The organism is Rhizobium sp. NFR03 (genome assembly GCF_900111275.1).
GTDB lineage: Bacteria > Pseudomonadota > Alphaproteobacteria > Rhizobiales > Rhizobiaceae > Ferranicluibacter.
On sequence record NZ_FOGR01000001.1, the window covers coordinates 148,103 to 173,810 of the forward strand.

Consider the following 25,708-nt stretch of genomic DNA (forward strand, 5'->3'; position numbering starts at 1 on the left):
CATCCAATGCGCAGGAACTGTCCTCACCCCCGATCCGGCATTGTCGGCAGCCATGAGAGCTGCGCGATGTCGAGACGGAAAGTTCGGTAACGAGGCGTATCTGCATGGCGACGAACAAGAGCAATGAGTCGATCGACGACAAGGCCTTCCAAGCGCTCGAAGACGCTTTGAGGATCGATTTCGACGAACTGAAGTCCGCTCTCAACGAGACGCCGCCGGAAGCAGGCCGCCCTGCACCGAAGGCCCAGACCGGGGCAACCGCCGCGCAGGCCCCTTCCCCATCGCGCACGACAGGAAGTGCAAAGCCTGCCCAGCCGGCCGCTCCCCGGCAGGCTCAGGCCCAGCCTCGCGCCGCTCAGCCTGTCGATGACCCGCTCGCGCCGCCGCGCAGCCTTGCGCCGGAACCGGTTCCCGCTGCGCCGGGCGCGAAATCGCCGATCTTCGCACCTGCCAATGACGACAGCCGTCGCACCGCGCCGGCCATGCTGCGCTCGCTTGAAAACCGCTCCGGTCGCGCCGCCATGCGCGGCGCTGTCGTTTTGTCGCTCGTCTGGATCCTCGGCGGCCTTGGCATCGCCAACCTGCTCTACGGACCTGAAATCTGGCAGATCCGTTCTCTGGCGGCCCTTGCCGCCCTGCCGGGCGCCATCGTTTCCGCCATTTTCATCCTCCTGCCCGTCATGCTCTTCTTCGCTTTCGGCGTCATGATGTCGCGCGCACAGGAGATGCGGAACGCCGCCCGCTCAATGACGGAGGTCGCGCTCCGTCTCGCGGAGCCGGAAACCACCGCGTCCGACCGCATCATGACGGTCGGTCAGGCCGTCCGCCGCGAAGTTTCCGCCATGAACGAAGGCATCGAGCGGACCATCGCCCGCGCGACCGAGCTGGAAACGCTCGTTCATTCGGAAGTCAACGCGCTCGAGCGCAGCTACAGCGACAACGAATTGCGGGTCCGCACGCTCGTCCAGGAACTCGGCCTCGAGCGCGAAGCGATCGTCGGCCATGCAGAACGCATCCGCTCTTCCATTACCGGCGTCCATGCCCAGCTGCGCGACGACCTGACGAATGCCAGCGAAGACCTGCAGACGCGCCTTGCGACCTCGGGTGAAGCAGCGGCCTCGCTGATCGAGACCCGCGCTGCGGCGCTGATGGAGAAGTCGCAGGCCGCATCGCAGTCGATCAGCACGCTCCTCAGCACCCGCACCGATGCGCTCGTCAGCGGCCTCACCACGGCCGGCGCCGACATCACCAGCGAGTTCGACACGCGACTGGAGGCCCTGAACCACACGCTCATCAAGCGTGGACAGCAGCTTCTCGGTCAGTTCGAGACGCGCGCCTCAACACTCGACAGCAACACCGAGAAGCTGAACGCTGCCTTGAACGAGCGCGCCCGTCAGCTGAACGAGACGCTGATCGCCCGCACGCGCGACCTGAACGAAAGCCTCGTCATCGGTCAGCAGGCTATCACCGGCGGCCTCGACGACATTCTCAACACGCTGAACGGCGCGCTCGACGAAAAGGGCGCCAGCTTCCGCCAGAACCTGAAGACCGCGGCAGACGACGCCATCATGGATCTCGACCTGCGCTCCGGCTTCTTCGAGGAGAAGCTGCAGGGCACGGTCGGTCAGCTGGCCACCACCTTCGACAGCCGCTTCCACGAGTTCGCCACCGCCTTCGACCGGCGCGCGGGCCTGCTGGACGCCAAGATGGCCGACAGCCTTTCGCGCATCGACCAGTCCGTGGCCGGCGGTTCCGACACGCTGGGCCGTCTGCTCGACGACGGTCTGGAGAAATTCCACTCGGCCATCACCGATCAGTCGCTTTCCATCGCCACGACGCTTGGCGCCTCACAGGCCATGATCGAGGAGAGCATCTCCGCGCGCGCCGGTGAAATGGACAGTGTGATCGGTCAGGCTCACGAGCGGATCGACACCGTTCTGGCTGCCCGCTCCGGCTCGCTCATGAGCGCCCTTACCGCCGCGCAGGACCGCATCGAGTCCGATTTCGCCGAACGCGCCGACAGCATCGAAGCCACACTCGGCACCACCCAGGCTCGTCTCGCCGAGACGCTGGATGCCCGCACCGGCGCGCTCATGGAAGGGCTCGGCGCTTCCGAGACCCGCATCGGCGCCCTCCTCACCGAGCGCACCGGCGTCGTGACATCCGCTCTGGAAACGACCGAGCGGCGCCTGTCGGACGCCTTTGACACCCGCAGCGAACGTCTTCTCGGCGCTCTCGAAACGTCTCGCGGAAATATCGAGCAGGCTTTCGCGACCCGTAGCGACGATGTGGCCGCGGCCATCGGCAATGCCGAGCAGCGGCTTCAGGAGACGCTGGACAGCCGTGCCCGCGGCCTGCTCCAGGGTCTCGACGCCGCACAGGATCGTATCGAAGGGTCTTTCGCCGCACGCGCCGACGACCTCGCGAGCACCATCGCCACAAGCCACCAGCGTCTCGATGAAACGCTTTCGGACCGCACGCTTGAACTCTCCGTCATGCTGGCCGCCGGCACCGAAGCGCTTGATGGCACGCTGGAAGGCAATGCCGAGCGGATCGACGCGATCATGGCAGCCCGCGCCGCGACGATCACGGAAACGCTGTCCGGCAATACTACGCGCATCGAAACCCTGATGAGCGAACGCGCCGGCGCGCTGAACGCCAGTCTGTCGACGGCTGTGGGAACCATCGAAGGTGCCTTCACCGGCACGGTCGAGCGCATCGACGATATGATCAGCGAACGCACCATGACGCTCTCCGGCGTGCTCGCAAGTTCCACGGCCGCACTCGAAGGGACAGCCGAACAGATCGACACCATGCTGAACGAGCGCACGCTCGAACTTTCCGGCGTCCTTGCGGGCACCACAGCCGGCATGGAAAGCCTTTTTGAAGGCACGACGGAGCAGATCGACACGCTCCTCTCCCGTGGCACGTCGACCCTGTCGGACACGCTGTCGGGCGCAACGCGCATCATCGACCGCACCTTTGCCGGCACGGCGGAACGGATCGACGAAGTGATGGCAGAGCGCACGACGCGCCTTGCCGGCGTTCTTGCGGGCTCCACGGCGGCCATCGAGGGCACGAGCGAGCAGCTCGACCAGATTTTGTCGCGCGGAACGAGCGCTCTCGGCAACACCCTGACCGACGCCACCCGCAACCTCGACAACACGTTCGCAGGCAAGGCCGAGCGTATCGACGCGATCATGACAGAGCGCACCATGACGCTCTCCGGCGTCCTCGCCTCCTCGACTGCCGGCATCGAAAGCGCCATCGAAGGCACCGCCGAACAGATCGACCTCGTCCTCACACGCGGCACCACCAACCTCACCGGCGCCCTGTCGGATGCGACGCGCACGCTGGACAACACCTTCTCGGGCACCGCCGAGCGTATCGATGAGATCCTCACCGAGCGCACAATGACGCTCTCCGGCGTCCTCGCCTCCTCCACCGCCGGCATCGAAAGTGCGGTCGAAGGCACCGCCGAACAAATCGACCTCGTCCTCACACGTGGCACCACCAACCTCACCGGCGCCCTGTCGGATGCGACGCGCACGCTGGACAACACCTTCTCGGGCACCGCCGAGCGTATCGATGAGATCCTCACCGAGCGCACCATGACGCTCTCCGGCGTCCTCGCTTCCTCGACCGCTGGTATCGAAAGCGCCGTCGAAGGTGCGGCCGAACAGATCGACCGGGTTCTCTCCTCGAACACGGACACTCTCGCAAGCAAGCTCGCCACGGCAACCCAGACGCTCGATCGGACCTTCGACGGCACAGCCGAGCGTATCGAAGACATCATGGCAGAGCGCACCATGTCTCTTTCGGGCGTGCTCGCCTCCTCCACCGCCGGCATCGAAAGCGCCGTCGAAGGTACGGCCGAGCAGATCGACCGTGTTCTCTCACGCGGCACGACCAACCTCACGGGCGCCCTGTCGGACGCGACCCGCGCACTCGACGGCACGTTCTCGGGCACGGCCGAGCGCATCGACGACATCATGACCGAGCGCACCATGACGCTCTCGGGCGTGCTCGCTTCCTCGACCGCCGGCATCGAAAGCGCGATCGAAGGCACCGTGGACCAGATCGACCAGGTCATCGCAAGCCGCACCTCCACGCTCTCTCAGACGCTCGACCAGGCGGCGCGGACGCTCGACACCACCCTTTCCGGCTCGACCCGGGCGCTCGACGAGGTCCTGTCGGAGCGGACGATGTCCCTCTCTGGCGTTCTTGCATCGTCCACGGCCGGCATCGAAGGCGTGATCGAAAGCACCGCGGAACAGATCGACACGCTGCTGGCCCGCGGCACGTCGGGCCTGTCGGCCGCGCTGTCCGGCGCAACGACCCTGCTGGACGGCACGCTCGCCGGCTCCGCAGAGCGCATCGATGCCGTCCTGGCCGCACGCGCCCGCGAACTCGCGGCCACCACCTCTGCCATCGAAAGCGCCGTCGAAGGCAATGCCGACGACATCAACGCGGTCCTCGTCCGCGGTGCCTCGAACATAAAGAGCACCCTTTCGGAAGCGACGCGTCATCTCGACAAGACAATTTCGGGTACGGCTGGCAATATCGACGAGATGCTCGCAACCCGCACATCGGCACTTTCCGATGTCCTCACCGGCTCCACCACGGCGATCGAAAACGCCATGGAGGGGACCACCGAGCGGCTTGATTTCGTGCTTGCCACCAGTGCCTCCAGCCTCAGCGACATGCTGAACGACGCGACCGGGTCCATCGAGCAGCGCGCAGCCGTCCTTTCCGGCTCGCTCTCGAGCGCCACGGACCGCATCGAGCGCGCACTCGACGGCACAACCATGCGCCTTGGCAGCATGATCGACGATCACGCTCGCGCACTCGACGAAACGCTCACCGGCCAGACGGCATCTCTCGACAACCGGCTTGCCGAACGCACCGAAGACCTTTCGCGCATCCTCGTCGGCCGGGCGTCTGAAATGGGCGATACGCTGGCAACCCGCGTCGAGGATATCGCCGACCAGCTCTCCTTCCGCGCAACGGCGATCGCCGAGACGATGACCGACCGCATCGGCGAAATCGACCGCAACCTGACGGCCCGCACGGCTGGAATCGCCGAAGACATGACCGGCCGCGTCAACGCCATCGCCGGCACGATGACAGGCGCAAGCGGCGAGATCGCCGGTGCCCTTTCCGCCCACGCGGCCGAACTCGCCGCTGCTATCGATACCCGGGCAGGCGCAATCGAGCAGACCCTGTCGGCTCGCGCCGCCAGCCTCGACCAGACGATGTCCACGACGGAAGACCGTCTGCGCGTCACGCTCGACACGCGCATCGACGCCCTGAACACGGCGGTCACCGCAGGATCCGCACAGCTCTCCGATATGCTCAACGATCAGGCGGCCACCATCGCCACCACGATCGCGGCCAGCGCCGGAATGCTGGAAATGACGCTCGAGGAACGCCAGGAGGCGCTTGCCCGGACGATCGACCAGAGTGCGGAAGCCCTCGACAACCGGCTGCGCGACAGCACAGCGCGCGTCGCCGTGCGCCTCGGCGACACCACGGCCGAACTGACGCGCGCCGCCGATAGCCTGACCGAGCGCATGGACACCTCCATCACCGGCATCAACACCCGCTTCGACGAAACCGGCGCCCGTATCGAGACAAGCCTCGGCCAGCTCGAAACACGCATCCGCGACAGTGTCGGCAGTGTCGACACGCTGGTGAATGACGCCGGCAACCGCATCGCGGGCACGCTGTCCGAACGCGTCTCGGAACTCGACCATGCCAGCCGCACTGCTGCTGAGCGCATTTCCGGTAGCCTTGCGGGCCGCACGGAGGAAATCGCCCGCATCAGCAGCGAAGCGGCCGAACGTATCGCCGAAACGCTGGCGTCGCGGACCGGCGAGCTGGACCGGATCAGCAGCGAAGCCGCAACGCGGATCGAATCCACCATCGAGCGCGGTACAGGTCGCATCGAGGAACGGCTGGGCACCATGGATCGCGCCCTGACCGTCGGTCTCGACAATGTCAGCCGTACCATCGAAGGCAAGGCTGCCCATCTCGTCGGAAGCTTGCGCAGCGCCGTATCCGATACGACGCAGGACATCGACGCCGAGGCCGTTCGGTCGTCGGACACGCTGGCCAAGGTCGGCGGCGATTTTGCGGAGGCCATGGCCGCGCGCCAGGCCGACTTCCAGAACGCCATCGAGCGCACTGCGGCCACAGCCGCCATGCGCAGCGCGGAGCTCGCCCGCAGCGTCGGCGAGGCCGCCGATGCGACCCTCATCCGCGCGTCGGAAACCCAGAATCGCATCGCCGAACAGGGTAACGCGCTGCAACGGAACCTCTCCGACGTTGAAAAGGCTCTCGAAGCACGCGGCGAAGCAATCCGGACGACGCTGGACGAGCGCACGCGTGATCTCAACTCCATGTTGTCAGGCCGGACCAGCGAACTGTCGCGCCTCATCGACGAGCAGGCTCGTCCTGTCGTGGAAACCTATGTTGCCGCCGGCCGCGATGCGGCAGACCGGCTGACCGCCGCTGCCCGCGACGGTGCCGAGCGTCTGCGCGCCGAGAACGACGCTCTCGTCTCCGCTCTGTCTGCCCGTACCGGCGAACAGCTCGGTGCCATCTCGCAGCGTGCCGAGGAAACCGCCCGGGCGATCCACATGGTCGAAAGCCGCCTCCAGTCGACGGCGGAAGCCCTGATCGAGCGCCTCTCCACGAGCAACGCCGCCATCGCCGGCGTGGTCGAGGACGCCACCAACACCTTCGGCGCCATGGACGAACGCCTGAATGCCACCGGGGAGCGGTTCTCGGAAACGGCGGAGCGGACATCCGACATGCTGTCGGCCTCCAGCCGTCTTCTCGAAGGCAAGGCCGACCGGCTGGTCGCGATCTCGTCGAACACCCTCTCGCAGGTCGGCAGCCTTGTCGGCCGCTTCGAGGATCACTCCCGCATGCTCGGCCAGGCGTCGGATCTTCTTGCGGCCGCCCAGTCGAACCTGGCAGGCACGCTCGAAGAACGGCAGGAAGCGCTTCGCACGCTCTCCCTCGGACTTGTCAGCCGCTCTGAAGATATCGAGCGGACGATGCGTGCCCTTGAAGGCTTCGTAGAAGGTTCCTTCCAGCGCGCCGAGGATCGCTCGAACCAGATCGCCGGCAATCTGCGCAGCGGTATTCAGGCGTCCTTCAGCGATGTCGGCCGTATCCTCAACGACGCGGAAGGCCGCGCGCAGACGGCGGCGACCGCAATGCGCGATGCGCTGGCCCAGGCAAGTCAGGAAGCCGGACAGTCCGTCGATGAACTTCTGGCCCGCACGGAAGAGCGCTCTAGCCAGGTCGCAGGCACCCTGCGGGAGGGTGTCCAGCGCGCCGCCTCCGATGTCGAGCGCACGCTGACAGACGCGGAAATGCGCACCCGCACCGCCGGTGAGGCCATGCGCGACGCCATTGCTGCGGCAACCGACGCTGCCGGTGCCTCTGTGGATCGCTCCTTCGCCCGCGCGGAAGACCGTACGGGTGAAATCGCCGCCCGCCTGCGCAGCAGTGTCGGCGCTTCGCTCTCCGAGATCGATGGCCTGCTCGATGAGACAGGCAAGCGTTCGGACGCGGTATCCGAAAAGATGCGCGAACAGATCCGTCAGTCCGTCGATGAGGCAATTGCACGCTTTGCCGGCGCAACCGACGAGATTCGCCGCTCCGGCGAGGAGATCCGCCGCGAACTCGACATGACCCGCGCCGAACTGAAACGTGGTGCCTTCGACCTGCCGGAAGAAGCCAAGGAAAATGCCGCGGTCATGCGTCGCGCCGTGTCCGAGCAGATCAAGGCGCTGCAGGAGCTGTCCGACATCGTCGGCCGCTCCTCCAGCCAGCTCGAAATCGGCGAGCCGACACCACATCGTGGCCGCATGGCGACGCAAGCTGCCCAGCCTGCCCCCGCCCAGCCGGCATATGCCCCCGCCCAGCCGGCATATGCTCCCGTCGCGGCGGCTCCGGCCGACAATCAGTACCCGGCCTATCCGTCGGCTCCAACGACACTTCTGGGCGCCCGCACGGCGGAAGCGGCACCTGCCCGAGCGGTTGCAGCGACCGAGGCACAGGCACGGCCGCAACGCCATCCGGCACCGGTTTCGTCGGCTCCGGCGCAGGCAGCAGCTCAGCCGGTACCGGCACGGGCCCCTCAGGAGACAACAACGCAACCCGCACCGGTTCAGGCTGCTACAGTCCGGCCTGAGCCAGTTCAGCCTGTGCCAGTCCAACCTGCGCCAGTCCAGTCGGCTCCATTCCAGGCAGCACGTCCGCAGCCGGCGCAGCCGATGCCACCCCAGCAAACACAGGCTCCCGCACGGGAAGCCGTACGCCCTCAGCCGGAAGGTGCCGCGCAACCGGTGCAGCAGCCTGTCGCCCAGCAGAGGCCGGCAGCGCCCGCGGAGACGCCGCTACGCGGTAGCGTCGGCATTGTCGATCGCTCGCCGCTTCGCCCGGCTTCTGCTACTGGGGATGACATGCGCGAAGGCGGTTCCGGCTGGATGCGCGATCTCCTGCGCGGTGCCTCCCGCGAGGAAGAGCCGCAGCAGATCGCTCCCGCCCGCCTGCGGCCGGAGGCTACGGCACCTGCCCCGGTAGCACAGCCCCAGCGGAGCACGGACAGCCGCAATCCGCGGCATGTCATGGAATCGCTGAATTCGCTCTCGGTCGATATCGCCCGGGCGATCGATCACGACGCCTCGGTCGATCTCTGGCGCCGTTATCAGCGCGGAGAGCGCGACGTGTTCACGCGCCGCCTCTACACGCTGAAGGGTCAGCAGACATTCGATGAGATCCAGCGGAAATACGACCGCGAGGCGGAATTCCGCACGGCTGTCGATCGCTACATCGCTGATTTTGAAAAACTTCTGGCGGATGTCGCGAGAAACGACCGCGATCGTGTGATCACGCAGACATATCTGACGTCGGACACCGGCAAGGTCTACACCATGCTCGCCCATGCGGCCGGCCGCTTCAGCTGAAACAAATCTCCCGAAGACGCTTGGCGTTTTCGGGGGAACGAGATGCGTATGAACCCGCTCACAGGGCCTGCCATGACGCCCGTCAAAACCCGCTACACATGAACATGTGCGGCGGGTTTCGACGTTCCGGAAGGCAAGCGAAGGGCAGGCGTCGGCCTCGTTCTATCCTGCCGTCCTCTGCATGGCGCGACTGTCCAGCGCATCTTGAGAAGTTTCCATCCTCCCGGCCTCGCACGGCGACGGGATCGTACGATCTCCCGAAACAGAAGAATCGCTGCGGCGTCTACAATGCGCAAAAGCCGAATGCTCAAGCGCCGTGCGCGGAAACCTGTTGAGGGAGCATCACGCGCGCCACATGGAACGATACCAGCCGTAAGCTCGTTTGATGACAGGCCTTCTGTGCCTGAACATTGACGAGGTAACCTTCATGAAGACATTGGCCACGGCTGTTGTTTCCGCCGCTTTGCTCGGCCTTACGGCATGCACCTCAGCCGGAACATCTGCGGGATCGGTGGAGCCAATCCCCGGCAGCATCATCTATGGCGGCCAGCCCCGCACAAAGCTGACGAAATCTCCCATCGGCAGCACATTCAATCACCGCTTCAGGGACCCGCGCGGCGATGGCTGGGAAGAGGTTTACCGGATCGCGCCCGACCGATCCCTGGAGCTGATCGCTCGCCGGCAGACGGAGCTGGACATCGACACGATACGCTAGCAGCGACAGAACCGGACCGGACGTCGCAAAATCCAGAACAGCAAAGGAAACGAACATGACCAATCTCGACCTGCCCGAAGGCCATCGCGAGCATGAAGCAACTGCAACCAAAGCCTTGAATGTCGTCAAGTCGGAAGCAGCTGCCGTCCGCCAGACGGCAACCGAGCACCCGTCCTCCACGATGCTTCTTCTCGGCCTTGTCGGGCTCGCGGGCTTCCTCATCGGCCACGGTGTCGGTTACCGCAAAGCGGAAGCGGACCACGTCCCGGCTTTCCGCCGCTTCTGGTCGTAAGCCTACCGTACCCATCCCACCTACGACCCCGGCGGTTCGAGCTTCAGACTGCCGGTGTTCAGCGTAGGAGGAGGCCGGCAGGTGTCCGGTTATGCGATGTCGGTGCCGAAGAAAGCGAAGCCATTTCCCGCTCGGACCTTACCAGTGTTTCTCAAAAAAAAGATCCCGCAAAATGCGGGATCCCGGTTGTCTATCGGATGATCGAGCGAGCTTAGTGCTCTTTGCTGGCGTAGACAGACTTTTTCGTCAGATAGATCAAGCCCGTGAAGATCAGCAGGAAGATCAGCACCATGAAGCCGGTCCGCTTGCGTTCCTCCAGATGCGGCTCGGCTGCCCACATCAGGAAGGCGGAAACGTCGCGGGAGTATTGCTCCACCGTCTGAGGCGAGCCATCGTCATAGGTCACCTGACCTTCGGTCAGCGGCTTGGCCATGGCGAGCGCGGCAGCATTGGCGAAGTAGGGGTTGTAATGCGTGCCCTGCGCGATCTCCACGCCGGCAGGCGGTTCCTCATAGCCGTTCAGCAGCGCATGAATATAGTCGGGACCACCCTCCTGATACTGCGTGAACATATCGAAGATAAAGGTCGGGAAGCCACGCTCGATGCCGCGCGCCTTTGCGATCAGCGAAAAGTCCGGCGGTGCCGCACCGTTATTGGCAGCAGCGGCAGCTTCGGCATTGGGGAATGGCGACACGAAATGGTCTGATGGCAGTGCCTTGCGGGTGAACATCTCGCCCTCGGCATTCGGGCCGTCCTGCACTTCGTAGTTCGCGGCAAAGGTCTTGACCTGCCCCTCCGAGTAACCGAGCTCTTCCAGCATCCGGAAGGCGACCAGGTTCATCGAATGACAGGCGGAACAGACTTCCGTGTAGACCTTGAGGCCGCGCTGAAGCTGTCCCTTGTCGTAGTGGCCGAACGGGCCGGCGAACGACCATTCTTCCTCGTGCGGCTTCTTGATCGGAAAGTGCGGTGTTCCCCCGCCATGCTCTTCCGTTGCCGTCGTGCCTTCATGCGGTGCGTTTTCCTGCGCCAGCGCCGTCCCGGCCACGAGGCCGGAAAGCGTGAAGGTCGCAAGGAAGAGGCCGGTGATCAGCTTTTTCATCGTGTTGGAGTCCTTGGTCTCTTCTCTCGGCATCACGCCGCCACCGGGGTCTTGCGGGCCTTCTGTTCCAGCACCGCTTCGGTGATGGAATTCGGAATGCGGCGCGGCGTCTCGACCAGTCCGAGAAGCGGCATGATCACGAGGAAGAAGCCGAAGTAGTAGAGCGTGCCGATCTGCGACATCACCACATAGGCGCCTTCCGCCGGGCGCGAGCCGAGCCAGCCGAGAAGGATCGCGTTGACGACGAAGATCCAGAAGAACAGCTTGTACCAGGGACGATAGACCGCCGAGCGGACCTTCGAGGTGTCGAGCCAGGGCAGGAAGAACAGGACGATGATCGCCCCGAACATCACGAGGACGCCGCCGAGCTTGGAGTCGATCGGGCCGACATTGAAGGTGATGGCGCGCAGCATCGCGTAGAATGGCAGGTAGTACCATTCGGGCACGATATGGGCGGGCGTCTTCAGCGCATTTGCCGGGATGTAGTTGTCTGGGTGGCCGAGGAAGTTCGGCATGTAGAAGACGAACCAGGCGTAGACGATGAGGAAGATGGAAACGCCAAGCGCATCCTTCAGCGTCGCATAAGGGGTGAACGCGACGGTATCGGTCTTGGTCTTCACCTCGATGCCGGTCGGGTTCGTCTGGCCGGTCACGTGCAGCGCCCAGATGTGCAGAACGACGACGCCGGCGATCATGAAGGGCAGCAGGTAGTGCAGCGAGTAGAAGCGGTTGAGTGTCGGCTGGTCCACGGCGAAGCCGCCAAGCAGGAACTGCTGGATCCATTCGCCCACGAGCGGGAAGGCGGAGAAGAACCCGGTGATGACGGTCGCGCCCCAGAAGGACATCTGCCCCCAGGGCAGCACGTAGCCCATGAAGCCCGTCGCCATCATCAGGAGATAGATGACCACGCCGAGGATCCAGAGGATTTCGCGGGGTGCCTTGTAGGACCCGTAATAGAGCCCGCGTCCGATGTGCAGGTAGACGGCGATGAAGAAGAACGAGGCACCGTTGGCGTGCATGTAGCGCAGCAGCCAGCCGTGATTGACGTCGCGCATGATCTTCTCGACCGAGTTGAACGCAACGGTCGTTTCGGCGGCATAATGCATGGCCAGCACGATGCCGGTGACCATCTGGATGATCAGCATCACCGACAGCATGGCGCCGAAGGTGTAGGCATAGTTCAGGTTGCGCGGAACCGGATAGGAGACGAAGCTGTCATGGACCAGTCGCGGCAGCGGCAGCCGCGAATCCACCCACTTTTCCAGTCCCGTCGTCGGCGTATAGGTTGAATGTTCCCCACTCATATCGGCAATCCCCCTCAACCGATCTTGATGACTGTATCGGACGTGAACGCAAAGTTGGGCACGGCGAGGTTCATCGGCGCCGGACCCTTTCGAATGCGGCCCGCCGTATCGTAATGCGAGCCATGGCAGGGACAGAACCATCCGCCGAAATCACCGGCCTGGCCAAGCGGGACACAGCCGAGATGGGTGCAGGAGCCGATCATCACGATCCAGTTCTCCTTGCCCTCGCCGGCCGAACGATCGAGATCGGTCGCCTGCGCGTCGGCCGCGATGTTGGCGTTGCGGGCCACCGGGTCCTTCAGGTCGGCAAGCTGGACGGCCTTCGCCTCTTCCACTTCCTTCTCCGTCCGGTTGCGGATGAAGATCGGCTTGCCACGCCATTTCGCCGTCAGCGACATGCCCGGCTGCAGGCTTGACACGTCGACCTCGATGGAGGCGAGCGCGAGCGTGGAGGCATCCGGCCGCATCTGGTCGATGAACGGCCAAGCAACCGCCGCAACGCCCACGGCGCCGGCCATACCGGTTGCCAGATACAGGAAGTCGCGGCGCGTCGGCTCGCTCGGTGTATCGCTTGTTGTCTGGTGTTCGCTCACGGCCTCATCATCCTCTCAACCCGGCAGCTGCGAAAGCCGCCCACGCGTCCCCGACGCCGGTTCTGTCCCCACGCACTTGAGCGAAAGAACGGCGCCAAATCAATAAGGCGAGACCGGCTCGCCGCAATTTTATCCCGCATCCCCCGCGGCCTCCCGCCCGGTTCGCGGGCAGCGCAAAGCCGCTCCGGATTCCCGAGCCATTCCGGGTTCTATGCTTGATAAACGGGCATGTCCAGCCTTGCAAATGCCGCAGGGCAGCCTTGCGCACGACAGACTGTGACGCTTTGTCGCGGACACCGCGAGGATACGATACTAGCAACGGCGGATGGGCCGAAATCTGGTCTGAACCGGGCAGAGATCGCTCATGAGGCCAACATGCCGCACCTCTAATGCTGCATTGCAGCATCTGCCTCTTCATGGTACCGCCCATGCTCCGGACCGGCAGAGAGAGCCCTGCATGCGCAAGACCCTTGCCATCATTCTGAATACGCTTGCCGCTCTCGGCCTCGGCCTCTGCGCTCTCCGTTACATTGGCACAGTCTGGCCGCTGCTGCTGCTCAACAGCATGCAGACGCACGCCGCGATGGCCATCGCGATTGCCATGCTCGCGTCGTTCGTCATAACCCGCAGCCGCACGAGCGCCGTCTTTCTCGTCGCGTCCCTGGCCCTTGCAGGCCATTCGGTGTTGATGAAGCGGGAGTTCGCCATCGAAGCGACAGATGCGGACATTGCCGCGGGGCCAAGCCTCAGAATCATCTCGTTCAACATGCTGTCGGAGAATCTCGAGGGCGCAACCGATGTCGCCGATATGCTGCTGGCGTCCAACGCGGATGTCGCCGTCATTCTCGAAGGCGCACCGATGTTCATGCAGTTGAAGCGGATCGAAGCCGCCTACCCCTATCGGCTTGGCTGTGGCGAACGGACGCCAACCTGCGATCTTCTGATGTTCTCGAAACATCCGGTCACCGATGTCTCGATCGGGGACCTCAGCGACCTGCGCAAGGACCGGGTGATCTCGGCGCGCATCGCGGCGCCTGCCGGCGCGTTCCGCATGGTGGCAGCGCACCTGTCGAAGCCCTTCTTCGACAACTACCACATGAAGGAGCTGGACCGTCTTGCCGCCTTCATGCGCAACACGACCGAACCGCTGGTGCTTTCGGGAGACTTCAACTCAGGCACCATCGCGCCGGACATGCAGAGGATGCTGCGTCTTCTGCACCTGCGCACCGTGCCGCGCGAGCCGGCGACCTGGCCCGTGCAACTCGTGGAAACCGGCCTCGGTGTCGCAATCGATCACATCTACAGCCGACCGCCGCTGGTTCCTCTTTCGGTGAAACGACTGGATCGGGACTACGGCTCGAACCACTACGGCCTCATCGCCGACTTCGCCTTCCGCAAGCCTTGATCGCCGGCGATCCGGGACGTGGGACCGTCACTGCGCGGCTTCATCCCGGGCAAGAAATCCGCCGGACTGGCGCGACCAGAGTTCGGCGTAAAGCCCCTTCTCCGCGAGCAGCTGCGCATGCGTCCCATCCTGCACGATCGCGCCGGCATCCATGACAATCAGCCGGTCGAGCGCCGCGATGGTCGAGAGACGGTGGGCGATGGCCAGCACGGTCTTGCCCTTCATCAGTTCGTCCAGATTGTCCTGAATAGCGGCCTCGACCTCCGAATCGAGCGCCGATGTCGCCTCGTCCAGAACGAGGATCGGTGCGTCCTTCAGCATCACACGGGCGATGGCGATGCGCTGACGCTGGCCACCCGAAAGCTTGATGCCGCGTTCACCCACATGCGCATCGAAGCCGGTGCGTCCGCGCTGGTCTTCCAGCCGTTCGATGAAGGCCAGTGCCTCAGCCCGCTCGGCGGCAAGCCGCAAGGCGTGGTCGTCGGCATCCGGCCGGCCGAAGAGGATGTTGTCGCGGATGGAGCGGTGCAGCAGCGAGGTATCCTGACTGACCATGCCGATCTGCGCTCGCAGCGACTCTTGCCGAACGCTGGCGATATCCTGACCGTCAATGGTGATGCGCCCGCCCTCAAGGTCGTAGAAGCGTAGCAGCAGATTGACGAGCGTCGATTTCCCCGCACCAGAGCGCCCGACGATGCCCACTTTTTCACCCGGCCGGATGGTCAGCGAGAGATTGTCGATGACGCCCTTTTCGCGCCCGTAGTGAAAGCGGATGGCTTCGAATTCGATACCCGGCTGCCGTACCACGAGATCGGGCGCTTGCGGCCTGTCGACGAGGTCGATCGGCTGCGCGATCATGTCCGCCGCGTTCTGGATGGTGCCGATGTTGCGCATGATGCCGTTGAACTGCACCATCATGCGCGAAAGCAGGAAGTTGAGCCGCAGAACCAGCGCCAGCGTGAAGGCAACGGCGCCGGAGCTGATGGCCCCCGCCAGCCACAGGTGTACGCTGAGCGCCGCCATCGTCACGATCATGATGCCGGAGAGAAGCGCCATCGAGGCGCGGACACCGGTGATGAAACGTGTAAAACGCAGCGTCGTCGCCTGAAACGTATCGAAGCCTTCGCGCATGTAGCGGTCGTTTTCCTCGTCGCGACCGAAGAGCTTCAGCGTCTGGATGTTTGAGTATGCATCGACCATGCGTCCCGAAAGCATCGAAGATGCTTCCGCCGTCTCCTTGGAATGCGCCCGGATACGCGGCACGAAATACCGTGCAAGGGCCGCGAAAATAACCAGCCAGACGAGAACCACCGCCGCCATCGTCAGGTCCAGCTGTCCCACCAGCACCAGCGTCGAGACCGAATAGATGCCGACGAACCAGACGCTCTCCATCAGCGATGTCACGACGTCACCCGCCGCTTGGCCACCCGACCAGACCTTGGTGACGATGCGCCCGGAAAAATCGTTCTGGAAAAAAGACACCGACTGCCGCGCGACATGGAGGTAGGACTGCCAGCGCACCAGATTGTAGAAGCCGGGCGTAATGATCTGCTGATCGACCAGCGCCATCACCAGCGTCACGATGAACCTGACGATGCCGATCAGGAGCAGCATGCCCACCAGCTCCCGCCCATGCGTTACCAGCAAACCCTCCCATCCGGCAGCGCGATCGACGGTCGCCAGAATATCCACGAGCCGCCCGACGAACCAGAACAGCGCCGCCTCGATGGCCGCACTCACGCCGCCGAGCACCAGCATGGCAATGAACGGCGCCTTGGCTTGGGCGATGTAGAACCAGATAAACCCCAAAAGCCCCCGTGGCGGCTGCAAGGCCTCCCGGTGGGCAAAAGGCTGGATCCAGGTTTCGAAGAAGCGGAAGACGGGGCGCAGGAACATGGGCTGGAATATACGCGCCAAGCTTGACACGACAATGCGCGTGGGCTGCTTGGGCGCGTTAAATTCCGTTCATGATCGGATCGGGATGAGGCGAAGCGACCACAACACCGCCATTGCCCCCATCAGCCCCTCATCTGCCTGCCGGCATCTTCTCCCCGCATGCGGGGAGAAGAGACCCGGTATGCCCGCCTCACTCCGCAACCACGTCCCCTCTCCCCGCGCGCGGGGAGAGGGCTAGGGTGAGGGGCAGTCAAACCCACCAAGTCCCGGCAAGAAGCACAACAAGCCAAAACCCGATCGGCTACTCCGCAGCCTCGTCCTTCACATCCTCCTGCAGGAACCCGCCGGACTGACGGGACCACAGGTCGGCATAGAGGCCTTTCTCCGACACCAGTTCGGCATGCGTCCCGGTCTGGATGATCTCCCCCTGTTCGAGGATGACCAGCCGGTCCATCTCCGTCAGCGTCGAGAGCCGGTGGGCGATGGCGATGACGGTCTTGCCGGACATCAGCGCGAACAGGTTCTCCTGGATCGCCTGCTCGACCTCCGAGTCCAGCGCCGAAGTCGCCTCGTCGAGGATCAGGATCGGCGCGTCCTTCAGGAAGACGCGCGCGATCGCGATCCGCTGCCGCTGACCGCCGGAAAGCTTCACGCCGCGTTCGCCGACCTGAGCGTCGAGCCCCTTGCGGCCCTGGTTGTCCTCGAGGATCGCGATGAAGTCCCAGGCATTGGCGCGCTTGGCCGCCGCGATGATCTCCTCGTCGCTCGCCTCCGGCCGTCCATAGGCGATGTTGTCGCGAATGGAGCGGTGGAGCAGCGAGGTATCCTGCGTGACGACGCCGATCTGCCGGCGCAGGCTGTCCTGCGTCACCGTGGCGATGTCCTGCCCGTCGATGAGGATGCGCCCCGACTTCAGGTCGTAGAACCGCAGGAGCACGTTCATCAGCGTCGTCTTGCCCGCACCCGAACGGCCGACGAGACCGACCTTTTCGCCCGGTGCGATCGACAGCGACAGCCGGTCGATGACCTGCTTGTGCTTGCCGTAGTCGAAGCCGATGGCGTCGAAGACGATCCCGCCGCGCGAGGCGTCGAGCACCTTGGCATTGGGCACATCAATGATGTCATGTGCCTTCGTCATCATCGACATGCCATCGTAAACGGTGCCGATATTTTCAAACAGCGCCGACACCTCCCACATCACCCACTGCGACATGCCGTTGATCCGCATGGCGAGCGAGACGGCAATCGCGATGGAGCCGATCGAGACATCGCTCGTCATCCACAGGTGAATGCCCAGCGACGCGATGGCAAACAGCGCGATGCAGTTGTTGGTGTAGACCAGCACGTGGAACAGCGTGACCTTACGCATCTGCTTGTGCACGGTGCCGAGAAACGCGTCCATGCTGTCCCTGGCATAGACCTCTTCCCGACCCGCATGCGAAAACAGCTTGACCGTCGCGATATTGGTGTAGCTGTCGACGATCCGCCCTGTCATCATCGAGCGCGTATCCGCCTGCTCCTTCGAGATCTTGCGAAGACGCGGCACGAAATAGGCGACGATGCCGATATAGCAGGCCATCCAGACGACGAGCGGCGCGAGCAGCCGCCAGTCTGCGGCGGCCACGACAACGAGCATCGAGACGAAGTAGCTGACGACATAGACGAAGACGTCGAGGATCTTCATCACCGTTTCGCGGACGGCAAGCGAGGTCTGCATGACCTTGGTGGCGACGCGTCCGGCAAACTCGTTGGCAAAGAACGTCATGCTCTGCCGCAACAGATAGCGGTGCATCTGCCACCGTGCGATCATCGGGTAGTTGCCCAGCAGGATCTGGTGCATGACCATCGAGTTCAGCGCAACGATCCCCGGCAGGCCGACGAGGATAATCGCCCCCATGATCATCAACCGCGTTCCCTCCGTCTGGAGGAATGTCGCGCGGTCCGCAGCCGCCAGCCAGTCCACGAGACTGCCAAGGAACTGGAACAGCGCAACTTCGCCGATGGCGATCAGCATCGCGCAGAACGCCATGATGAACAACCAGGGTGCCGCCGGCTTGGAATAGTGCCAGCAGAATGCAAACAGGCCCGTCGGCGGAGCCGTCGGCTCCTCTTGCGGATAGGCTTCAAGGCGGGATTCAAACCAGCCGAACATGATCATGCTCTCGAGATAGGAGATTCTGGAGCGACCCCGGAAAGTGGCAAGGCCTTGGGATCGCGGCGAGAAAGAGAGTTTTGGGAAGGCGGAGGGTTCCGCATTCGGGATAACGGAGCTGCGACGGCCGTGAGGCGGCGTTCACGGTGAATCGGTGCCGGGAAAGGCACGATCGACCTTGGCGAGCGGCGCTAGGAAATCCTGGAAAAGGAGAAGCGGCGCGAACCGGTCAGCGGTGAAATGCGATCCGAGCAGGTCGGAGCCAGATCACCGGGAGGTTGACGGTCACTGAGATATCCATGCAATCCTCCGTAATGTTCGTGTGGGCGCTGGCAACCTCTTAACGAAATTTTCCTTCACATACCAGATCGCGCCGGGCGTTTTTTCGCCGGGCTCGAAGACCGGTCGCCGCTGTTGCCAATTCGGCACGGATGAATTAACCGGCAGGCATGCTGCGCATCGCCCTCTACCAGCCCGATATCGCCGGCAATACCGGCACCATCCTGCGCCTCGCCGCCTGCCTGGGTCTTGGCGTCGATATCATCGAGCCCGCCGGCTTCGATCTGTCGGACAGGAACCTGAAGCGGGCCGGCCTCGACTATATCGCCTCCGTCACGCTGGCGCGTCACGTCAACTGGCTATCCTTCGAGGAAGCGCGCCAGCGGGAAGGCCGTCGGCTCGTGCTGGCGAGCACCAAAGCGGCCCTGCCCTATACGCGCTTTTCCTTTGCCTCCGGGGATACGTTGCTCTTCGGCCGCGAAAGTGCCGGCGTGCCGGACACAGTTCACGCGGCGTCGGACGCGCGGATCATCATTCCCATGGTGGAAGGCCAGCGCTCGCTGAACCTTGCCATGTCGGTTGCGATGATCGCGGGAGAAGCCTTGCGCCAGACGTCCGCCGACGCCTAATCAGCCGTCGGCAGCCGGCGCATGGTGAACTCGATCCTGTCGCCTTCGAGCTGACGCCAGCTCTCGACCTCGGTCCAGTAGGCGGCTTTTGGAAAATGCTCGAACCATTCCTGCGCCTTGCGGCGGGCGGCCGGACGGTCGAGCAGAAACGTCTCGCGGACGAAGAGACTGCCACCCGTCTCGGCGCGCCGCTCGCGATGCCGCGCGATCTGCCGCTTCAGCCCATCGAGCGATGGAGGTGCCGGAGGTCTTGCCATTCCACGCCCTTTCGTCATCAGGAGAGCTAAGGTCTGAAGACAAGATAAGCACCACGCTTGCCTTTTGCGAGTCGAATCACGCACGCGCTCCTGCGCAGACCGCACCCGCGCAGACGGGCCGCAGGACCTGCGCAAAGCCCGTGGGAAACCGGTAAAACAACAGGATAGACCCGCTCGATAATTCCGCTCGTCACGGAAATGGTCTAGGAATGGTTCAACACCACGCACCATACCCATGCATCCACCCCCATGCATCCACCCCCATGCACCCACCCCATGCACCAAGGACTGCCGCGATGGAACGACCCGACCTGCCACCCGGCCTGTCCGAGGATATCGAGGACAAGAAGCTGCGCGCCCGCGCATGGTTCGAGAGCCTGCGTGATACGATCTGCGCGTCCCTGGAGACCATCGAGAATGATCTCACGGGTCCGCTCGCCGACGAGCCTCCGGGACGTTTCGAGCAAAAAGCCTGGCAGCGCGACAATGGCGAAGGCGGTGGCGGCGTCATGTCGATGATGGCCGGTCGCGTCTTTGAAAAGGTCGGCGTGCACACCTCCACGGTCTATGGCGAGTTCTCGCCGGAGTTTCGTGCGCAGATTCCCGGAGCGACCGAGGACCCCCGGTTCTGGGCGTCCGGCATCTCGCTGATCGCCCATCCCGTGAACCCCAACGTGCCCGCCGTGCATATGAACACGCGCATGGTCGTCACCACCAGCCAGTGGTTCGGCGGCGGGGCAGACCTTACGCCCGTGCTCGACCGGCGCCGCGTCATGACCGATCCGGATACGGTTCTTTTCCACAAGGGCCTGGAAATCGCCTGTGGTCGCCACGCCGTCGCAGATCATGCCCGCTACAAGGCATGGTGCGACGAGTATTTCTTCCTGAAGCACCGGAACGAGCCGCGTGGCACAGGCGGCATCTTTTACGACTGGCTGCACTCCGCTGACGAACAGGGCGGCTGGGAAGCCGATTTCGCCTTTACGCAGGACATCGGGCGCGCCTTCGCCATGCTCTACCCGAAGATCGTGCGCGCAAACTTCAACACGCCCTGGACGGAAGAAGACCGCGACGAGCAGCTCGTCCGGCGCGGGCGGTATGTCGAATTCAATCTGCTCTACGACCGTGGAACCATCTTCGGACTGAAGACCGGCGGGAATGTCGACTCGATCCTGTCCTCACTTCCCCCGGTCGTCCGCTACCCCTGACAGAGAATCGCAACCAAACGCCCTCATCGACGTTGTTCGTCAGTCAAAAAGCACGAACAAGAGGAGAGACGGCAATGGTCTTCAAGGAACGGACGTTCTTCGGCACGGACCCTGGCGATGTCGCAGCGGATCAGCCTGCGGATCTCGAAGCGCGCGTAGCCGATACGCTTGCTGCCATGCGCGATATCGAGGCCAGCGACGTGAGTGTGGTCTCCCGCGGCAATACAGTCGTTCTCTCAGGCTTCATCGGTTCACCGGACGAAGCCGACCGTGCAATCGAAGCTGCGAAATCCGTCGAAGGCGTCAACGAGGTCGTCAACCAGCTCACGATCCCCGCCATGCGGACGTAACGCCGGAACTGTTCAGCCGGAAGATGGAAGATGCATGTGAGAGACATGAGCCCTCCACGCCGATGGCGGAGGGTGCTTCTGATCATCCGGCTGTCTCAGATCGCCGTCAGCGTCCAGCGGACAATATCCGCCACCACACGCGCGGCAGCTCCGTCGAGGCCCTTGATATAGGCCGGTGCGCCGGTGCCGGAGACCGGGACGGTGGCGCGGAACGCCTTCTGGGCACGAACGGTGCCGTTGCGGTCGTTGACGATCTTCGCGAAGATCTCGACCACTGCGGTGCGTGAGCCTGTTGTATCCACCTCGAAGGAACGGATCTCGGTCACGACCTGGAAGTCGATGGCCAGTCCCTCGCCCGGCTTGCCGACGCCACCGACCTTGCCGCTGTTTTCGAAAGCCTGAACCAGCTTCGACTGCACCATCCGCGGAAGGCGGTCGCCCCACTGTGATTTCGCGAGATATTGCAGTTCGGAGCCCGACAACCGGATGACGATCTGGTCGCTGTCCAGCGCCTTCAGCGCCGTCGGTTCGGGCACGAGGATCTGCTTGGCTGTCGCCGCCGGTCCCTCGACGGACGGGACGGAAGACAGGCTGTAGGTGTCGTTGTCCGGCTTGCTCGCGCAGGCGCCAACCGGTGCTACCACGAGAAGAAGAGCCAGAGCCCGGAGGAAACGCGATTTACCAGTACCGTTGACGTCCGGAAACATTCAGCCATGACCCTTATTGATGGGGAGCAATCTAAGCGGCGACTTGAACAAGACAAGGGCGAAACGCCCCCGTCGCATCACGTGCAGTGCGGAAAAGCGACAACCTGTGCAGCCATGTCACGCTTCTCGTCCTATCATCCCGGTGAGACACCGTTCCGGAAGGAAAGAGCACCGCTTGCGAGCGTGGCACCGGCCGCAAACCTCGGCCGGAACCACCCAATCGCACGAATCGCCTGCGACCTTTTAAAAGGCCTCAGCGGCGGGTGCGTCCGTCATACTGCTTAACGGTATCGCCACCGAAGAGAAGCCGTTGCGGGTTCTTGTCGAAGGTCGAGATCGTGTTGTCGAGGGACTGCACGGTGCGCCGCGTATCGTCGACCAGCGCCTCGATATCGCGCAGGCCGGAGCTCGTGAAGCGCTTCAGATTGTTAGCGATCGGGCCGATCTGGGCGTTGATGTTGTCGGCGACGTTGCGAAACGAGGCCAGCGTCTGGCGCGCATCCTGCGAGATGCCGGGCGCGTCCGCATCACCCAGAAAACCGTCGAGCTTCACGAGAATGCCATCCACACGGCTGGACGCCGCGTTCAGCTTGTTGGCCATCTGCGTCACGTCGGTAATCGTCTGGTCGATCTCCGGCTGACGCTCGCGCACGCTGTCGGCGAGCGATGCGAAGGTCGAGATCGCGCGGCGGGCGTCGGCACTGGCAACCGTGGCGTCGTTGATGACATTGCCGACCTTCTGCGAATCGACGGCCCCGAGAAGCGAATCGACCTTGGCGAGCGTCGTGGTCGCGTTGGCGCCGAAACGCTCGTAGGTTTCCGCCGTCTTGCGGATCGTCGCGATCGTATCGGACACGCCGGCAGAGGCTGCCGACAGCTCGTCGCTCATGCGGGCCACGTTGGAGACGATGCGGTTCACGTCCTGCGGGTTGACCGACTTCACCAGCGCATCGGCGGATGTCAGGGTTGAATCGAGCTTTTCCGCCGCGCTGTTGATGGAGGTCGAGAGCGCGCTCACGCTTTCGAGAAACTGGTCGATGCCTTCCGAGTTGTCGGCAAGCGACTTGGAGAAGCGTTCGGCATTGGTGATCGTGCCGGTCAGCGGTCCGCGCACGTCGGATACGAAGCCCTGAATATCGCCGATGGCGTCGTTGGCGCGATCCATGATCTTGTCGGCGGTTGCCAGAAGGCTTGTCACGCTCGACTGATCGGCCTGAATCTGGGCCGAGGTGCCTTCATCCAGCGCCTTGCGCAGAATGCTCGGCTCGCCCTTGTTGCCGCCGCTGAGCTCGATATAGGCAGCGCCCGTCAGGCCCTGTACTTCCAGCGTCGCCTTGGTCGAGGTCAGCACAGGCGCATCGGCGGAGACTTCGGTGACCGCGACGGAGTAGCGCGGGTCGTTGGCATTGATTGCCAGACTGCGGACGCTGCCGACGGGGATACCGTTGAAGCGCACCGGCGAACCGACGCTCAGGCCGTTTGCGGAGCCCGGAATGCTCACGACGAGTTCGACCATCTCGCCGCCGCGTCCGAACTGGGACATCCAGTAGACGAACCCGAAGGCGGCGACGATCACGGCGATGGTGAAGAACCCGACGATCGTGTAGTTGGCTTTGGTTTCCATCTTTGGCGTCTACCCTGTGGCCCCACGGGCCTTATTGGAACTGTATGAAACGCGTAGAGCCGGTCAGCTTGCGCGCCCGCTCTGCTGGTTGCCCTGTCGGCCGTTTTCGTCGCGCCGGGGCGTATTCGGATCGTGATGACGCAGATCCTGACTCTCGTCCCGCACGATCGAGCGCGCCCGCTTGCCGCGGAAGTAGGACTGAACCCAGTCGTCGTCGGACGCGAGCATGTCCTCGATCGTTCCCTGCACCATGACCTTCTTGTTTCCGAGAACGGCGATGCGATCGCAGACGGAGAACAGGCTGTCGAGGTCGTGAGTCACCATATACACGGTGAGCCCGAGAGTGTCCCGCAACCGCGCGATCAATTCATCGAACTCGGCAGCGCCGATAGGGTCGAGGCCCGATGTCGGCTCGTCGAGGAAGACGAGGTCTGGATCGAGCGCCAGCGCCCGTGCCAGCGCCGCGCGCTTGATCATGCCGCCGGAAAGCTCCGAGGGAAACTTGTCTGCCGCTTCCGGCGCAAGGCCCACGAGCTCGATCTTCAACCGCGCCAGATCGTCCATGATATCCTGCGAAAGATCGAGATATTCCCGCATCGGAACCTGGATATTCTCCTTCACCGTCAGCGAGGAGAACAGAGCGCCATGCTGGAAGAGCACGCCGAGCCGCGTGTCGAGTTCCACGCGCTCCTCGTCGCTCACCGCATCATACTCGGCGCCCAGAATCTCGATCTTGCCGGAGCGGCGCGGCAGCAGCCGCAGGACGGTGCGCATCAGCACCGACTTGCCCGTGCCGGACGGACCGACGAAACCGAGGATCTCGCCCCGGTAGATATCGAGGTTCAGCGCATCCAGCACCACGTTCGAGCCGAAGGCGACCGTCAGGTCCTTGACCGACAGGATGACCTCCCGATTGCCCTCGCCCTTCGCTATCTCGGGCGTCATATCTCGTACGTCATCGGCGGTCTGCATCGGTGTCGCCTCCATCAGAAATTGATCGCCGAGTAGAAAATGGCGAATAGGGCGTCGATGAGGATGACCACGAAGATCGACTTCACCACCGATTGCGTCACATGCTTGCCGAGCGATTCGGCACTGCCGCCGACCTTCATGCCCTCGACGGAGGCCACGATGCCGATGATCAGCGCCATGAACGGCGCCTTGATCATGCCGGCGAGTACGGAGGAAAAATCGACCGCTTCCTGCAGGCGCGCAAGGAACGTGTCGAGCGTAATGCCGGAATAGATGTTGACCACCAGGGCAGCACCCGAAAGCGCCGCGAAATTGGCGATGATCGTCAGCAGCGGCAAAGCGATCGTCAGCGCGACGAGACGCGGGAAGACGAGAATGCCGATGGGGCTCAGGCCCATCACCTTGAGCGCATCGATCTCCTCGCGCATCTTCATCGACCCGACCTCGGCCGTGATCGCGCTGCCGGAGCGGCCCGCGATCATGATGGCGGTCAGGAGCACGCCGATTTCACGCAGCTGCAGAATGCCGACGAGATCGACCACAAAGAGCTCGGCGCCGAAATAACGCAGCTGGAAGGCGCCTTGCTGCGCGATGATCGCGCCGATCAGGAACGACATCAGGGCGACGATCGGCACGGCCTGCACGCCCATGCGGTCGATCTGGTTGACAATGGCGGCCGGAGAGAGCCCGCTGTGACGACCGACCTTCAGCTGCGCGCCACGAACGGCTGAGCCGACGATGTACATCGCGGCCACCGTGTCGTCCCACATGGAAACGACGGCCTTGCCGATCGGCTGGAAGGCGCGGTCGGCGAGCGTGCGCGCCGAACCATCGTCGGCCTTGGGTTCGCGAAGTTCGGCCGGCAGCGCCTTGACGAGTTCGAGATAGCCGGCGTTGCCGCCGTCCAGCGTCACGGCCTCGTCACCGCCGAGCTTCGTCATGAAGCGGCGTATGATCCAGGCGCCCGCCGTGTCCATCGCCGTGATGTCGGAAAGGTCGAAGCGCACCTGCGAGCCCTGCGGCCCGCCGGCGGGCTTGGCCATTTCATCCAGGCGCTTGACGACGGAGGGCAGGCCGGAGGCACGCCAGTTACCGCCGAAACGATAGACCGTGTCCCCCTTCTCGCCGGAATCGTCGCGCTCGACGGTCGCTTCAGTCTTGACGAGGGTTTTGGTCACGCGGTTCTAAATTCTCTGGGCCAAGGTTGCATCGGTAGCGATCAGCCAACACTCATAGCGA

Annotated in this window: 17 protein-coding genes; 7 read left to right on the forward strand and 10 right to left on the reverse strand. The window is 63.7% G+C overall.

Annotated elements, in window-relative coordinates; genetic code table 11:
- Positions 1-104: 104 nt before the first annotated feature.
- The 3 genes from BSG19_RS00690 to BSG19_RS00700 all read left to right on the forward strand — a co-directional run bounded on the left by BSG19_RS00690 (position 105) and on the right by BSG19_RS00700 (position 9,991).
- On the forward strand, positions 105-8,984 hold the full coding sequence (locus tag BSG19_RS00690) for an apolipoprotein A-IV repeat region-like domain-containing protein (RefSeq protein ID WP_092983933.1): 8,880 nt from the start codon (positions 105-107) through the stop codon (positions 8,982-8,984).
- Positions 8,985-9,411: 427 nt separating this feature from the next.
- Positions 9,412-9,699 (forward strand): hypothetical protein, encoded by a 288-nt coding sequence (locus BSG19_RS00695; RefSeq protein ID WP_092985435.1) that lies wholly within the window; start codon positions 9,412-9,414, stop codon positions 9,697-9,699.
- A 55-nt stretch (positions 9,700-9,754) separates the two neighbouring features.
- Entirely contained in the window at positions 9,755-9,991 is a 237-nt protein-coding gene (locus tag BSG19_RS00700; protein WP_092983935.1) for a hypothetical protein, read from the forward strand.
- A 211-nt stretch (positions 9,992-10,202) separates the two neighbouring features.
- Here BSG19_RS00700 and BSG19_RS00705 read toward each other — a convergent pair whose 3' ends face one another.
- Genes BSG19_RS00705 through petA form a run of 3 tightly spaced genes read right to left on the reverse strand, consistent with a single transcriptional unit; the run spans position 10,203 to position 12,990 of the window.
- Positions 10,203-11,093 carry a cytochrome c1 gene (locus BSG19_RS00705; RefSeq protein WP_092985437.1) on the reverse strand — a complete coding sequence of 297 codons (891 nt, stop codon included), beginning with the start codon at positions 11,091-11,093 and terminating at the stop codon, positions 10,203-10,205.
- A gap of 32 nt (positions 11,094-11,125) precedes the next feature.
- Positions 11,126-12,397: a cytochrome b gene (locus tag BSG19_RS00710; RefSeq protein WP_092983937.1), complete on the reverse strand. Its 1,272-nt coding sequence runs from the start codon at positions 12,395-12,397 to the stop codon at positions 11,126-11,128.
- A 14-nt stretch (positions 12,398-12,411) separates the two neighbouring features.
- Complete coding sequence (gene petA / locus BSG19_RS00715; RefSeq protein ID WP_092983939.1) at positions 12,412-12,990, reverse strand: ubiquinol-cytochrome c reductase iron-sulfur subunit; 579 nt, start codon at positions 12,988-12,990, stop codon at positions 12,412-12,414.
- 457 nt (positions 12,991-13,447) lie between these two features.
- Here petA and BSG19_RS00720 point away from each other — a divergent pair, with 457 nt between their 5' ends.
- Positions 13,448-14,395 (forward strand): endonuclease/exonuclease/phosphatase family protein, encoded by a 948-nt coding sequence (locus BSG19_RS00720; protein ID WP_092983941.1) that lies wholly within the window; start codon positions 13,448-13,450, stop codon positions 14,393-14,395.
- A gap of 27 nt (positions 14,396-14,422) precedes the next feature.
- Here the strand turns inward: BSG19_RS00720 and BSG19_RS00725 are convergent, their stop codons facing one another.
- On the reverse strand, positions 14,423-16,291 hold the full coding sequence (locus BSG19_RS00725; RefSeq protein ID WP_092983943.1) for an ABC transporter ATP-binding protein: 1,869 nt from the start codon (positions 16,289-16,291) through the stop codon (positions 14,423-14,425).
- Between the two features lie 301 nt (positions 16,292-16,592).
- Entirely contained in the window at positions 16,593-18,443 is a 1,851-nt protein-coding gene (locus BSG19_RS00730; protein ID WP_092985439.1) for an ABC transporter ATP-binding protein, read from the reverse strand.
- Between the two features lie 449 nt (positions 18,444-18,892).
- Between BSG19_RS00730 and BSG19_RS00735 the strand changes: the two genes are divergently transcribed.
- Entirely contained in the window at positions 18,893-19,351 is a 459-nt protein-coding gene (locus BSG19_RS00735; RefSeq protein ID WP_092983945.1) for a tRNA (cytidine(34)-2'-O)-methyltransferase, read from the forward strand.
- Here the strand turns inward: BSG19_RS00735 and BSG19_RS00740 are convergent.
- On the reverse strand, positions 19,348-19,608 hold the full coding sequence (locus BSG19_RS00740; RefSeq protein WP_092983947.1) for a hypothetical protein: 261 nt from the start codon (positions 19,606-19,608) through the stop codon (positions 19,348-19,350). The two genes, BSG19_RS00735 and BSG19_RS00740, sit on opposite strands and share 4 nt — an antisense overlap.
- Before the next feature lie 296 nt (positions 19,609-19,904).
- On the opposite strand from BSG19_RS00740, the gene hemF reads away from it, so the two are divergent.
- Both hemF and BSG19_RS00750 read left to right on the forward strand, forming a co-directional pair.
- Positions 19,905-20,816, forward strand: coding sequence for an oxygen-dependent coproporphyrinogen oxidase (hemF, locus tag BSG19_RS00745; protein WP_092983949.1), 912 nt, complete (start codon positions 19,905-19,907; stop codon positions 20,814-20,816).
- Between the two features lie 74 nt (positions 20,817-20,890).
- A complete protein-coding gene (locus BSG19_RS00750) occupies positions 20,891-21,166 on the forward strand; it encodes a BON domain-containing protein (protein ID WP_092983951.1) in 276 nt (91 codons plus the stop codon).
- Positions 21,167-21,261: 95 nt separating this feature from the next.
- On the opposite strand, the gene BSG19_RS00755 is transcribed toward BSG19_RS00750, so the two are convergent.
- The 4 genes from BSG19_RS00755 to BSG19_RS00770 form a co-directional block, all read right to left on the reverse strand.
- The gene (locus BSG19_RS00755; protein WP_092983953.1) at positions 21,262-21,873 is read right to left on the reverse strand and encodes an ABC-type transport auxiliary lipoprotein family protein; all 612 of its coding nucleotides are present in this window, start codon (positions 21,871-21,873) and stop codon (positions 21,262-21,264) included.
- Positions 21,874-22,126: 253 nt separating this feature from the next.
- Positions 22,127-23,497, reverse strand: a complete 1,371-nt coding sequence (locus tag BSG19_RS00760; RefSeq protein WP_092983955.1) for an MlaD family protein — start codon at positions 23,495-23,497, stop codon at positions 22,127-22,129.
- Positions 23,498-23,560: 63 nt separating this feature from the next.
- Positions 23,561-24,442, reverse strand: a complete 882-nt coding sequence (locus BSG19_RS00765) for an ABC transporter ATP-binding protein (protein ID WP_092985441.1) — start codon at positions 24,440-24,442, stop codon at positions 23,561-23,563.
- A gap of 41 nt (positions 24,443-24,483) precedes the next feature.
- The gene (locus BSG19_RS00770) at positions 24,484-25,542 is read right to left on the reverse strand and encodes an MlaE family ABC transporter permease (RefSeq protein ID WP_244529089.1); all 1,059 of its coding nucleotides are present in this window, start codon (positions 25,540-25,542) and stop codon (positions 24,484-24,486) included.
- Between the last annotated feature and the right edge of the window lie 166 nt (positions 25,543-25,708).

Excerpts from the sequence above, each read along its gene's own strand:
- BSG19_RS00690 (WP_092983933.1), top strand. The coding sequence starts at position 105 with ATGGCGACGAACAAGAGCAATGAGTCGATCGACGACAAGGCCTTCCAA.
- BSG19_RS00695 (WP_092985435.1), top strand. The coding sequence starts at position 9,412 with ATGAAGACATTGGCCACGGCTGTTGTTTCCGCCGCTTTGCTCGGCCTT.
- BSG19_RS00700 (WP_092983935.1), top strand. The coding sequence starts at position 9,755 with ATGACCAATCTCGACCTGCCCGAAGGCCATCGCGAGCATGAAGCAACT.
- BSG19_RS00705 (WP_092985437.1), bottom strand. The coding sequence starts at position 11,093 with ATGAAAAAGCTGATCACCGGCCTCTTCCTTGCGACCTTCACGCTTTCC.
- BSG19_RS00710 (WP_092983937.1), bottom strand. The coding sequence starts at position 12,397 with ATGAGTGGGGAACATTCAACCTATACGCCGACGACGGGACTGGAAAAG.
- BSG19_RS00720 (WP_092983941.1), top strand. The coding sequence starts at position 13,448 with ATGCGCAAGACCCTTGCCATCATTCTGAATACGCTTGCCGCTCTCGGC.
- BSG19_RS00725 (WP_092983943.1), bottom strand. The coding sequence starts at position 16,291 with ATGTTCCTGCGCCCCGTCTTCCGCTTCTTCGAAACCTGGATCCAGCCT.
- BSG19_RS00730 (WP_092985439.1), bottom strand. The coding sequence starts at position 18,443 with ATGTTCGGCTGGTTTGAATCCCGCCTTGAAGCCTATCCGCAAGAGGAG.
- BSG19_RS00735 (WP_092983945.1), top strand. The coding sequence starts at position 18,893 with ATGCTGCGCATCGCCCTCTACCAGCCCGATATCGCCGGCAATACCGGC.
- BSG19_RS00740 (WP_092983947.1), bottom strand. The coding sequence starts at position 19,608 with ATGGCAAGACCTCCGGCACCTCCATCGCTCGATGGGCTGAAGCGGCAG.
- hemF (WP_092983949.1), top strand. The coding sequence starts at position 19,905 with ATGGAACGACCCGACCTGCCACCCGGCCTGTCCGAGGATATCGAGGAC.
- BSG19_RS00750 (WP_092983951.1), top strand. The coding sequence starts at position 20,891 with ATGGTCTTCAAGGAACGGACGTTCTTCGGCACGGACCCTGGCGATGTC.
- BSG19_RS00755 (WP_092983953.1), bottom strand. The coding sequence starts at position 21,873 with ATGTTTCCGGACGTCAACGGTACTGGTAAATCGCGTTTCCTCCGGGCT.
- BSG19_RS00760 (WP_092983955.1), bottom strand. The coding sequence starts at position 23,497 with ATGGAAACCAAAGCCAACTACACGATCGTCGGGTTCTTCACCATCGCC.
- BSG19_RS00765 (WP_092985441.1), bottom strand. The coding sequence starts at position 24,442 with ATGACGCCCGAGATAGCGAAGGGCGAGGGCAATCGGGAGGTCATCCTG.